This window comes from Acinetobacter sp. S-1 (assembly GCF_059579785.1).
This window is the reverse complement of the sequence record NZ_CM184207.1, coordinates 1072142-1085319: the sequence shown is the minus strand read 5'-3', so window position 1 is coordinate 1085319 and position 13178 is coordinate 1072142. Positions and strand designations below refer to the sequence as shown.

The window sequence follows — 13178 nt, the reverse complement described above, 5'->3', positions numbered from 1 at the left end:
TTAAACGGCCTTATATTTTAAGGAAAAATTTCAGCTTGCATATAAAGCTTCCCATACCCTGAAACTTCAATACGTTCCTGATTCAGAACATTGCAATATAAAACGCCTCCACGGCTAGAAGCCTGATAAGCAATAATATTATTTTTAGCAAGTTTCTTTGCCCATAATGGCGCTATTGCCGTATGAATTGAACCCGTAACTGGATCTTCTTCAATGCCCGCGACAGGTGCAAAATAACGCGATACACAATCATATTGTTGATCGGCTTTTGAGGTGATGGCAACATCCATCCCTGCAGTAGTAATCGCAGTCCGTTTACCCAAGGCTTTAAGTAAGTTCATGTCAGGCTGCTCATCTAACACGTCTTGCACTGATTCATATTCAACAATGTAGGCTTGAACATTTTGATAAACCGCTTTAAAAGGCTTTGTTAATGCTTGACGTAAAATAGCTGGATAATCTTCAACTTGATGAGCTTTGCGAATTGGAAAATCCATTCTGATTTTGCCATCTTCATCTTGGTGAACTACAAAAAGACCTAAGTTTCGTACATGGAAATTAATGGTCTTTTTCTCGGTAAAATCTTTAAATAATACGAAAGCGCTGGCAAGCGTAGCATGCCCACAGAAATCAACTTCAACCGTTGGCGTGAACCAACGGATTTCATAGTTTTCAGAGTCTATAATTTTTACAAAAGCAGTTTCAGACAAATTATTCTCAAGTGCTATCTTCTGCATTAAATCTACATCTAACCACTCTTTTTCAACAACGACAGCGGCTGGATTTCCACGAAATAACTCTTTTGTAAAAGCATCGACTTGATACATTTTCATGATAGTGCTCTCTTTTGTAATAGGCCTATTTTCGAAAATTATTTAAAAGAAAAACAGATACAGTTTTTTTAAAATTAACATCACAGTGGCAATTTATGCATATAAAAAAAACGGCTCATCCAGAATAGAGAGCCGTTTTTTTATTGATTTTTAATGATGTTGAGTTAACTCAATTTCATCTTCACTGTTTAATATTTCTTTATCAGTCTGACTCATCAATTGGCTCGTAACAACACCAGCAGTCATCGAACCATTTACGTTTAACGCAGTACGTCCCATATCAATGAGAGGTTCGATTGAAATAAGAAGTGCAACCAACGTTACAGGTAAACCCATTGCAGGAAGCACAATCAACGCAGCAAAAGTCGCACCACCACCTACTCCTGCAACCCCAATTGAACTTAAGGTCACAATACCGACTAACGATGCAATCCACATTGGGTCTAAGGTGTTAATACCCATGGTAGGTGCAACCATCACTGCCAACATTGCAGGGTACAAACCCGCACAGCCATTTTGACCAATGGTGGCACCAAAAGAAGCAGAGAAACTTGCAATAGATTCAGGCACACCCAAACGACGAGTTTGCGTTTCAATGCTCAGTGGAATACTTGCTGCACTTGAACGGCTAGTGAATGCGAACGTTAAAACTGGAGCAACTTTCTTAAAGAATTTAAGAGGAGAAACACCCGTCATAGTCAAAATAATGGCATGTACGACAAACATAATCGCCAAGCCTAAATAAGATGCAACCAAGAAACCGCCTAGATTTAAAATATCTGCGACGTTTGAACTTGCCACGACTTTTGTCATAAGCGCAAATACGCCATATGGTGTAAGAGTCATCACTAAGCGCACAAGCTTCATTACCCATGACTGCAACGTCTGAATTGCAGTCAGAATACGTTGACCTTTTTCTGCGTCGTCCTTCATTAGGTTAAGCGCTGCTATACCTAAAAAGACGGCGAAAATAACTACACTAATAATTGATGTTGGGTTTGCACCAGTCAATTCAGCAAATGGGTTACTTGGAATAAAGGAAAGAATAAACTGCGGCACACTTAAATCGGTAACTTTGCCTACATAGTCCGTATTAATGGCAGTTAAGCGTGCAGTTTCAGCAGCACCTTGCACCAAACCTTTTGCAGTTAAGCCAAACAGGTTGGTAACAAATACTCCTACCAGTGCAGCAATCAGCGTTGTAAAGAGTAAAGTACCGATCGTATAAAAACTGATTTTGCCTAAAGAAGATGCTTGGTGTAATTTTGCCACCGCTCCCAAAATAGACACAAATACCAAAGGCATCACGACCATTTGTAAAAGTTTTACATAGCCGTTTCCAACGATATTAAACCAGCTAATAAATTCAGCAAGAATCGGATGGCCACCGCCATAAATCAAATGTAGTCCTAAACCAAACACTACACCTAGAACTAAGCCAGCCAGAACTTTTTTCGATAAGCTCCAGTCCGTTTTACGTGTTTGGGCGAGTAAAAATATTAACCCGACAAAAACCACAATATTGATGATTAAGGGTATATTCATTCCCAAACTCCAAATTATTGCTTGTGTCATCTTTCAAGGGGGCATATTTGACCATAGCCAGCCTATATAAACTACCCTTTTCCACAATTTTATAGCATCAAGATGATTACAAACCTCTGTGAGAATATAAAATGACTTTTTCATACATATATATCACTTTTAATTTATAAATTAAGTTGGATATTTACGTATGAAAATCAATCACAACCTAAGCAACCTTTAATTCAAATTGTTGCTCAATAAAATGAATAAACTGCTTTAAATTGGTTCCCCATGTTTCGGGCGACTGGGCAACCAAGTAGGTAGTAAAATGAGCGGATTCAGTATTAAGTTCAAAACAACTTAATGACACTTTCTCGACTACTTTGTTTAGATATGACTTTGGCAATAAAGCAAAACCAACACCTAATTCCACACAGCTTACAATTCCGTCCAGACTGCCCATTTCCATAATTTGTGAAGGCGGGACACTGTGATCATTTAAAAATAACTCGATTGCATGACGATAAGAACAACCTTGTCGAAACGCAATAAATCGGGTCTTTGCAAGCTTGGCAACATCTGGAAAGTGAGTTTGCTGTTTCGGACAAACCAAAACCAATTGTTCTTGCCAAACAGGTAAACTATACAACTCTGGAATTAAATATTTAGAAGCAACAAAAGCACAATCAACCTCTCCTTGCTGCACAGCGCTTAACAAATATCGTGTCGGGTGAGTTTGCAACTCGATCGGCAAATTCGGATATTGCTGCATACATTGATTGAGTAATTGAGGTAACCGTATTGCTGCTGTCGTTTCCATACTACCCAAACGAATGGTTTCGTTCGGGTCAATATCACCCTCTTGAAAGATTTTTTTCGCTTTATTATGTAGCGCAATCATTTGAACAGCATAACTATGCAGCTGTTGTCCGGCATTCGTTAAGGTCACTGGGTTATTACGATTGAATAAAATAACCCCTAACTCTTCTTCAAGCTTTTTCACATGGCTCGTGATATTCGATTGAACCGTATACATTTTTTGTGCAGCCAAGGAAAAACTTCCACTCTCTGCAACAGCTAAAAAAAACTCTAGAGACTTAAGCAACATACCACTATCTCAAAATAAGATAATCACCATCATATTAAATCATTTTTAAAGATTTAAAAACTCGCTTTTAATAATAAAAAAATTGAGCGTCCTCTCATGTCTACGTTTTATCGAATGAGCTTAATTGTCTTTTTGGCAACTTGTTTGGGAATTGGTGTTTTTAGATTTTCCTATACTGCGCTTATGCCCATCATGATCGAGCAATACCAATGGACTCACGATTTTGCCAGTTACTTAGGGAGCGCAAATTTATTGGGATATCTCATTGGTGCCTTATTAACGCTCTTAAGTATTAAAGAAAAGTACATCTCACCCTTCATCGTACTTTCAGCTATAGCGGGCAGCCTTAGCCTACTCTGCTGTTCATTCATGGATATGCCTTTGGTGTGGTTCATTTTTTGGCGTACGATTTCAGGTATTGCTGGCGGCTTACTTATGATTTTGGCGCCTAGCTTTGCAATGAAATACACTCCCAACACGCAAAGATTAAAAGTTAATTTCTTAGGATTTAGCGGGATTGGTGTCGGCGTTTTATCCGCCACTATTATTATTCCTCTACTTAAAAATATGCCCGTACATTATGTTTGGAATATTTTCGCGGGTCTTTCTCTATTAGGAAGCTTAACTCTTTATCGATTATTAAGTCGTAATACTGCCCAGATTATTAAGCCGCAATCGACCACTATACAAGCCTTACAAAAATCACGTTTAGGCCTTGTCATTATTATTGCCTATATGTGTAGTGCCTTTGCATATATTCCACACTCTTTGTTTTGGATGGATTATTTATCTGGAACTCTGCATTTTCCGTTACAGCAAAGAAATTTATTTTGGGTTCTCTATGGAGTGGGAAGCTGCATTGGTGCACTTGTCGCTTATTGCTTAAGCAGACTAATCGGATATCTACAGGCCATTAAATGGTTATATGCCATTTACAGCTTAGCCGTTGTTTTGCCGTTCCTTTCACATACCGCATCTTTACTGGCCTTATCTTCGCTTCTGACAGGCTTACTGACTCCCGCAACCGTATTTATTAGTTCTTATAGTCTGCTACAGATTTATGAGCACCGTTATCAAAAGCTTTGGAGCCTTGCCACCATTGGCTTTGCCAGTACTCAACTTTTGGGTGGTGTTGTCATTAGTACTTTGCATCATTTGCATTGGTCTTATGCACATCTCTTTCTTTTGGGTGGAACCGTTCTTCTCTTTGCGGTTTGCCTTTTAATTCCCCTACGCCCTGCTTTCACCTCAACTTTCGGAGAAACCAAATCGTGAAAACTCTGCTCTTTCCTTTATTTCTAGTTGCTTTCGTTCTTATTATTCAAGCCCTAGACCAGAGTTATCAAAAGAAAACTGGCTTTATTAAAACTCCGAAACATCCCGAATTTATGCAATAAAAAAAGCCCTCAACCGAGGGCTTTTTAATAGAAGATTACTCTCCCATATGTTTGATAATTGCATCACCAAATTCAGAACAACGTAACAAGGTTGCACCCGGCATTAGGCGCTCAAAATCGTAAGTTACGGTTTTGGCAGCAATCGCTCCAGAAATTCCTTTAATGATCAAATCAGCTGCCTCTGTCCACCCCATATCACGCAGCATCATTTCCGCAGAAAGAATAATAGAACCAGGGTTTACTTTATCCTGACCTGCATATTTAGGTGCTGTGCCATGAGTTGCTTCATACACAGCAATAGCACCACCAATATTTGCACCTGGTGCAATACCAATACCTCCAACCTCTGCTGCCAAAGCATCAGAAATATAATCACCGTTTAAATTTAGCGTAGCAATCACAGAGTAATCGGCTGGACGCATGAGAATCTGCTGTAAAAACGCGTCTGCAATGACATCTTTAATAATGATGTCTTTACCCGTTCTAGGGTTTTTAATTTTAACCCATGGGCCACCATCAATTAGCTCTCCACCGAAACGATCTAGAGCCAATTCATAACCCCACTCTTTAAATGCGCCTTCGGTGTATTTCATAATATTACCCTTGTGAACGAGCGTCACAGAAGGCTTATCATTTTCAATTGCGAACTGAATGGCTTTACGGACTAAACGCTGTGTTCCTTCTTTTGAAACAGGTTTAATTCCAATACCACATCCTTCAGGAAAGCGAATTTTTGTGACACCCATTTCTTCTTGAAGGAACTTAATGACTTTTTTTGCCTCTTCAGAATCGGCTTTCCACTCAATACCTGCATAGATATCTTCCGAGTTCTCACGGAAAATCACCATATCAGTTAATTCGGGGTGTTGAACCGGTGAAGGAACGCCTTCAAACCAACGTACTGGTCGTACGCAAACATATAGATCTAATTCTTGGCGCAAAGCAACGTTGAGTGAACGAATGCCTCCACCTACTGGTGTGGTTAAAGGACCTTTGATGGATACAACAAACTCGCGGAGTGCTTCGAAAGTTTCTTCGGGCATATAGTTGCCATAAATTTTATTGGCTTTTTCGCCGCAATACACTTCCATCCATTCGATTGAGCGTTTGCCACCGTAAGCTTTTAAAATAGCAGCGTCTACGACTGCTTTCATTGTTGGTGTAATATCCACACCGATACCGTCGCCTTCAATGAAAGGAATAATTGGATGATTTGGTACGTTCAGTGACAGGTCTGCATTTACTTTGATTTTGTCGCCGTCGGCAGGAACCACGATCTTCTGATAACCCATTGTGTAGATTCTCCCTTTTATAATACTTAATTAACTAAAAATAATTATCGATAAACAATACTTTCAACTTTTATTAACGCATAATAGCTTAATCGAATTTAATTCTTTTTGAGATTTATGTGGGAAATAAGCAAATTTCGCACTTAAATATAGCTCAATGTTTTCTCTAGTTATTTGAAAGAAGAAGCCATTTTTTATGAAAATTGTGATTCTCAACAAGCCTTATGACGTTCTCTCCCAGTTTCGTAAAGACGAAGCGCACATGACCGTCTCTGACTTTGTTGATGACCCGACTTTGCGCTTGGCAGGCCGTCTCGATATGGACTCTGAGGGTTTAGTTTTTTTAACCGATCATGGTGGTCTGAATCAGTTCATTACCAACCCTGCAAATAAAAAATACAAAACGTATTTAGTTCAAGTTGATGGCGATGTAACCGAAGAAGCGCTTGAGCAACTTCGTAAAGGTGTGGAACTGAATGATGGTATGACGCTTCCTGCCAAAGCCATTAAAGTCAGTGAACCTGAATGGTTATGGGAACGTAATCCACCCGTACGTTACCGTGCAAATATTCCAACATCTTGGATTGAGATTTCAATTTGTGAAGGCCGTAACCGCCAAGTTCGTCGTATGACTTCTGCGGTAGGTTTTCCAACTTTACGTTTAATTCGTACTAAAATTGGCTCAATTGACTTAGTTCAACTTGGCTTAAGACCGGGTGATGTAAAAGAAATTGAACCATTACTCTACCCTGACTTTAAAGATGTACCAGCTGAACAGCCTTATCGCTCGCGTTCATACGTGAAAAAGCCAGGCGGTGCTGGTGGCAAACCAATGGTTCGCAAGAACAAAGATGGTTCTGCGAAAAAGTCTGGTACAAAACGTATTTGGCAAATGGATGAAAGCGAGAAACCACGCCGTAAGACCAATGGTACAACTCGTCCAAATACTAAAGCACCACGTGGTCGTGGCCGCAATGGTCGATAAGATTTAATCTTTTAAAAGCTCACATCAGTGGGCTTTTTTAATGTCTTTTATTTTTAGGCAATAAAAAAACCGGTGCATATGCACCGGCTCTTAAGCTATTTACTAACGAGTTAGTAATTAAGCCTCAACTGTTGCAAGAGCTGCATTAAATGTAGCACTTGGACGCATTACAGCATTTACTTTAGTTGGGTCAATTGCGTAGTAACCACCGATGTCCGCTGGTTTACCTTGTACTTGAGCAAGTTCAGCAACAATCTTCTCTTCATTTTCAGCTAAAGCTTTAGCAAGAGGAGCAAATTTAGCTTTCAACTCAGCATCTTCGTTCTGAGCAGCAAGTGCTTCAGCCCAGTAAAGTGACAAGTAGAAGTGGCTGCCACGGTTGTCGATTTCACCAGTACGACGTGATGGAGACTTGTCATTGTCAAGCAATTTACCAGTCGCTTCATCAAGTGTCTTCGCAAGTAACTTAGCACGAGCATTATTTTCTTTAATGCCCATTTCTTCTAAAGATACTGCAAGCGCAAGGAACTCACCAAGTGAATCCCAACGTAAGTGGTTTTCTTCAACAAGTTGTTGTACGTGTTTTGGCGCTGAACCACCTGCACCAGTTTCGTACATACCACCACCCGCCATTAACGGAACGATAGACAACATTTTTGCAGAAGTACCAAGTTCCATAATTGGGAACAAGTCAGTTAAGTAGTCACGTAAGATGTTACCAGTCACAGAAATCGTGTCTAGGCCACGTACTACGCGCTCAAGTGTGTAACGCATTGCACGTACTTGAGACATGATTTGGATATCAAGACCAGTCGTATCATGATCTTTTAAGTACTTTTGTACTTTCTTGATCAATTCGTTTTCGTGTGGACGGTACGGGTCAAGCCAGAAGATTGCAGGCATGCCTGAGTTACGTGCACGAGTTACTGCAAGTTTAACCCAGTCACGAATCGGAGCATCTTTAACCTGACACATACGCCAGATATCGCCTTCTTCCACATTTTGAGTCAATAACACTTCACCAGTGTCAAGATCGGTAATGTTTGCAATACCAGCTTCTGAAATCTCAAAAGTCTTATCGTGAGAACCGTATTCTTCAGCTTTTTGAGCCATCAAACCAACGTTTGGTACTGTACCCATAGTCTTTGGATCGAAGTTACCATGCCACTTACAGAAGTTGATCATTTCTTGGTAAATACGGGCAAATGTTGATTCTGGCATAACAGCTTTAGCATCATACTGCTTACCATCAGCACCCCACATTTTACCACCGGCACGGATCATTGCTGGCATAGAAGCATCAACGATGATGTCGTTTGGTGAATGGAAGTTTGTGATGCCTTTTGCTGAGTCAACCATTGCAAGTGCAGGACGGTGTTCTTGACAAGCATGCAAGTCTTCAATGATTTCTTCACGCAACGAAGTTGGAAGAGTTTCGATTTTCTCGTACAACCCAGCCATACCGTTATTAACGTTAATGCCTAATTCGTCAAATAACTTACCGTGTTTTTCGAAAGCTTCTTTGTAATAGATTTTCACACAGTGACCGAAAACGATCGGGTGTGAAACTTTCATCATTGTCGCTTTTACGTGTAAAGAGAATAAAATTCCCGCTTCTTTACAATCATCAAGTTCTTTTTCATAGAAATCACAAAGTGCTTTCTTGCTCATGAACATTGAATCAATGATTTCACCTTCTTGAAGCGCAACTTTTGGCTTAAGAACAATGCTCTTACCACTATTTGTGATAAGTTCCATTTTCACATTACGCGCGCGATCAAGTGTCATTGATTTTTCACCATGGTAGAAGTCACCTTCTTCCATATGTGAAACGTGGGTTTGTGACCACTGTTTCCACTCGCTCATTGAATGAGGGTGTTTTTTCGCATAGTTTTTAACTGCTGCTGGAGCACGGCGGTCAGAGTTACCTTCACGAAGGACAGGGTTTACTGCTGAACCAAGGCACTTACCATAACGAGCTTTGATTGATTTTTCTTCTTCAGTCGTTGGATTTTCCGGATAATCTGGAATTGCATAACCTTTTGATTGAAGCTCTTTAATACATGCAGTTAATTGCGCAACAGACGCACTAATGTTCGGGAGTTTGATAATGTTTGTATCTGGATCTTGTGTAAGACGACCTAGCTCTGCAAGGTTGTCGGATACCTTTTGCTCTTCACTTAGGTAATCAGCGAATTCTGCGAGCACACGTGCAGCTACAGAGATGTCACTTTTAATAATCTCGATGCCAGCTGGCTTGGTAAAGGTCTCAATGATCGGCAGTAGCGAATAGGTCGCCAATAATGGCGCCTCATCAGTCAGTGTGTAAATAATAGTTGACTTTTCACCAGCCATATATAGCCCCTTCCGTTTGATTGAGTGTTGAGGACCGAGCTTGTGGCCCAGTGCCTACGAACCGATATGCTTAAATAAAACCCTGAGAGTATCGGCTCTCATTGTCTTCCAGTCAACGAAATATCCAGTGATAACGACATTTCGCAGCGAAATAATACATAATTTAAATCTATTGATAATATTCCTATACCCAACTTTAAGTAATACATAATTCATCATTACTTTTTTAGGGACTGAATACGATTAAATTACATGAGATATCTTTCAGAGTTCTGACAATTATTATACTTTTCATTCAAAACAAACTCAAAGATAAAACGAATCTCATCGTTTAGTAGCACTTAAAAATAAAAAACCGATGTACAAAACATCGGTTTTTTATAAACTATTTAACTGTTATTTAAGCTTTTAACCACTTTTCAGTTTTAGCCTGATCTTCAATAATAAGTTCAACTTCAGTTAAATCAGATGTAGCACACTCAACTTCAAAAGATAGTAACTCATCGCGACGGAAAGCAAACACGGTATAAATACCGCCCTGCTTTGCATATTTCTCAACAAGTTTAGTGGTCGCTTTTAAACCATCAATTGCAATAATTACATCATTGGCAGAAATACCTGCTTTAGCTGCCGCGCTATCACGGCGAGCACTTTGCACGAGTACGCCTTCTGGCTTATCAACAAGTTTTAAACCAAGTGGCAAAGATTTGTCAGTTTTAACTCTATAACTTAAGCCAAACTCAGGGAACAGTTGATCAAGTGGCAATTCATCAGTGGTATTAATCAAATGATTAATTTGTTCAATCCAGCTATCACCCGTCAGTTCTTTACATAAATCAAAAATGGTTCTTTCGTTTACTTGCATACCATTTTGAGTGTTTTCATATAACCGACGCATTAAAGCATCAAGACTAGAACCACGTAGACGTAAACCTAAATCTAGACATAATGCAACTAACGAACCTTTATTGTAGTAACTAGTGCCCGCATTATTCGAGTTTTCATCTTGGCGATAAAATTTAATCCACGCGTCAAAACTTGATTCTGCAACCGTTTGAACAAAACGACCCGGGTTTTGCAAATAACGGTCAATTTGTGCTTTGAGTAAATCAAGATAAGACTTCTGAGAAATTACGCCACTACGTAATAAAATCAGGTCATCGTAATATGAAGTAAAGCCTTCAAATATCCAAAGTAAAGAAGTATAGCCTTCTTGATGCAAATTATAGTTTGCAAAGTTTTCTGGGCGGATAAACTTGACTAACCATGAATGAAAATATTCATGACTACATAAGCCTAAAAAGCGTTGATAATCTTTAGAAGGTTCAGTTGGTTCATTCGATTTTGGCAAATCATCACGCGGTGTAATCAAACTTGTACTATTACAATGTTCTAACCCACCATAACTATTCCCTGTTGCCATCGTCATAAAGGTATAGTTTTTAAATGGTGCCGAACCGAACATATTTATTTCAGCTGCACAAATCTTTTCAATATCGGCTTTTAGGCGATCAATATTGGTATTGTGCGAGCCAGAAATTACGAACTCATGTTCAATGCCGTTCGTCTCAAAACTAAAGCGTGTTTGATCAGCCAATTCAAATGGACTATCAATCAGTTGATCGTAATGATCTGCTTTTAAAGTAAATCGACCTTTAACTAAGCTTTTTGAAGCTAAGCCTGTTGCTAACTGAAAATGCTTTAATTCATCCGGCAAGAAAACTTCGACTTCACAAGCGGACTGCTCCTGCCCCTCTAAAGCCAAACATACACACGCAGGATTAATATATAGACGAGTCTGGTCTACATATGCACCACGGACAGACAAATCATATGCATATACATCATATTCAATCGTCATTAATTCGTGGTCTGTATTAAATAAACGCCAGCGATTCTTGCTCGTTTTTTTAATGTCCAGCAGACGACCAGCTTCATCATAAGCTTTAACGGATTCAATATGTTTTGAGAACTCTCGAATTAGATAACTACCCGGAATCCACGTTGGTAACCAAAGTTCCTGATTCGGGTTGGCTAAAAAACGAATTGTCACGTGAACAAGGTGCTGTTTGTAATCATCGAACTCAATTTGATAATGCAACATAAATTCTTCAATTTAAAAATAAGAACGGCTTCACATTAGATTATCACTTTTTTGTATCGTCTTGCGTAGATGTATTTTTTGGCAACAATTCCCACTAGCCTTCCACGAAAAAAAGGCATAGCATGCTGTGCATCTGTGTCCCGTATTTGCCAGTGAAAGTTAAGGTCATCCGTGAAATTTTTTCTATCTCTTTTTACCCTCTTTAGTATTTTTTGTACTACTCTAACCAACGCTGCATTACTCAACATTGCACCTGAAAGTGTTGAAGCTGCTGCATGGACTATTGTAGATACTCAATCGGGTCAAATCATTGCTGAGCATAATAGCCATGTTCAACGTGCGCCAGCATCTTTAACCAAAATGATGGTTGCATACATTGCCCTAAAAGAGATTAAAGCTGGAAAACTGAAAAAAGAAGAAATCATTACTGCAACTCCAGTGGTTAGTGTTGTGCAGTGGGATGAATCACAAATGTATCTTAAAGCTGGTGAACAAATTTCAGTTGATCAGTTATTGGCAGGTCTAATCGTGATGTCTGCTAATGATGCAGCCGTGACTTTAGCTGAAAAAATCTCTGGTGATGTTCCGCGCTTCGTACAACGCATGAATCAGGAAGCTCAAGCTTTGGGTATGAAAGATACTCATTTTAGTAATCCTGCCGGAATTACGATGCCTGACCATTTCACTACAGCACACGACCTTAGCTTATTGAGTCAGGCATTAATTAAACAAACCCCTGAATATTTACATTATTCAAAAATGCCAAGCTTTAGCTATAACCAACGCTTCCATCATGCGACAAACCTTGCGCTCAAATATGACCCATCTGTTGACGGTCTAAAAACTGGATATACCAAAGCAGCGGGTTATAACTTGGCACTTACAGCTTCACGTCCTTCTTTTTCATCTGACTTAACTCAAAGACGTTTATTAGTCATTGTTTTAGGTACGCCGAGTGCTGTAAAACGCGCTGAGATTGCAGATAAATTAATGAATCTTGCGTATGCCTATACACGTGATGAAGTAATTATTCCTGAGCAGAAATTAATTGCTGAACTACCTGTTGTAAAGTCGACTTTAAAAATGTTTAAGGTTGAAACAAAACAACCAACAATTGTAACGACATCTTTATATGCAGACCCAGCACCAATTGACCTAAATACTTTTGATAATATGACTCAACGCGTTCAAGTACTCGATAGTAATCAACAACTTAAGGTGATTGCTCCACTTGAAACGACTCAAACCCATGTAAACATTGAGCTCAATGAAAAACAATTAACTGCGCCATTAATGAAAGTCGTAAGTTTGGCAACAGTATCGATTTATCAAAATAATCAACTGATCCGTAGTCTTCAAATCGAAGATAACGTACATATTGAAGAAGCCAATATTTTCCAAAAAATCGCAATGTGGTTTTCTAGCCTCTTCTCTATTTTTTCATCAAGTGAACATAGTGCTGCAAAACTTTACCCAGTAGATTCGCACTAAAAACATCAAATTGTGCACAGACGCACAATAATTTTTATAAATAAAAGATGGCATAATTTAGCCATCTTTTTTTATAGAAAAATAAT

The 13178-nt window shown here is 39.2% G+C and carries 10 protein-coding genes; 4 read left to right on the top strand and 6 right to left on the bottom strand.

Annotation, left to right across the window (positions count from 1 at the left end):
• Positions 1–17 precede the first annotated feature (17 nt).
• From AC52J8_RS05245 to AC52J8_RS05235, 3 genes are all read right to left on the bottom strand, one after another.
• Entirely contained in the window at positions 18–833 is an 816-nt protein-coding gene (locus AC52J8_RS05245; protein WP_086399806.1) for a PhzF family phenazine biosynthesis protein, read from the bottom strand.
• Positions 834–983: 150 nt separating this feature from the next.
• Entirely contained in the window at positions 984–2378 is a 1395-nt protein-coding gene (locus AC52J8_RS05240; RefSeq protein WP_140157917.1) for an L-cystine transporter, read from the bottom strand.
• 208 nt (positions 2379–2586) lie between these two features.
• Complete coding sequence (locus AC52J8_RS05235) at positions 2587–3468, bottom strand: LysR family transcriptional regulator (RefSeq protein WP_002118709.1); 882 nt, start codon at positions 3466–3468, stop codon at positions 2587–2589.
• Positions 3469–3564: 96 nt separating this feature from the next.
• Here AC52J8_RS05235 and AC52J8_RS05230 point away from each other — a divergent pair, with 96 nt between their 5' ends.
• Both AC52J8_RS05230 and AC52J8_RS05225 read left to right on the top strand, forming a co-directional pair.
• Complete coding sequence (locus tag AC52J8_RS05230; RefSeq protein WP_198912085.1) at positions 3565–4743, top strand: YbfB/YjiJ family MFS transporter; 1179 nt, start codon at positions 3565–3567, stop codon at positions 4741–4743.
• Positions 4740–4865 (top strand): hypothetical protein, encoded by a 126-nt coding sequence (locus tag AC52J8_RS05225; protein WP_075383506.1) that lies wholly within the window; start codon positions 4740–4742, stop codon positions 4863–4865. Before AC52J8_RS05230 ends, AC52J8_RS05225 begins: the two co-directional genes overlap by 4 nt.
• Positions 4866–4900: 35 nt before the next feature.
• Here AC52J8_RS05225 and icd read toward each other — a convergent pair whose 3' ends face one another.
• Positions 4901–6157 (bottom strand): NADP-dependent isocitrate dehydrogenase, encoded by a 1257-nt coding sequence (gene icd, locus AC52J8_RS05220; RefSeq protein ID WP_005067916.1) that lies wholly within the window; start codon positions 6155–6157, stop codon positions 4901–4903.
• A gap of 196 nt (positions 6158–6353) precedes the next feature.
• On the opposite strand from icd, the gene AC52J8_RS05215 reads away from it, so the two are divergent.
• Positions 6354–7142 (top strand): rRNA large subunit pseudouridine synthase E, encoded by a 789-nt coding sequence (locus AC52J8_RS05215; protein WP_032006962.1) that lies wholly within the window; start codon positions 6354–6356, stop codon positions 7140–7142.
• A gap of 117 nt (positions 7143–7259) precedes the next feature.
• Here AC52J8_RS05215 and AC52J8_RS05210 read toward each other — a convergent pair whose 3' ends face one another.
• Complete coding sequence (locus AC52J8_RS05210) at positions 7260–9497, bottom strand: NADP-dependent isocitrate dehydrogenase (RefSeq protein WP_002118624.1); 2238 nt, start codon at positions 9495–9497, stop codon at positions 7260–7262.
• A 400-nt stretch (positions 9498–9897) separates the two neighbouring features.
• The gene (locus AC52J8_RS05205) at positions 9898–11601 is read right to left on the bottom strand and encodes a M61 family metallopeptidase (protein ID WP_086399803.1); all 1704 of its coding nucleotides are present in this window, start codon (positions 11599–11601) and stop codon (positions 9898–9900) included.
• A gap of 171 nt (positions 11602–11772) precedes the next feature.
• Here AC52J8_RS05205 and AC52J8_RS05200 point away from each other — a divergent pair, with 171 nt between their 5' ends.
• Positions 11773–13092, top strand: a complete 1320-nt coding sequence (locus AC52J8_RS05200) for a D-alanyl-D-alanine carboxypeptidase PBP6B (protein WP_086399802.1) — start codon at positions 11773–11775, stop codon at positions 13090–13092.
• Positions 13093–13178: the final 86 nt, after the last annotated feature.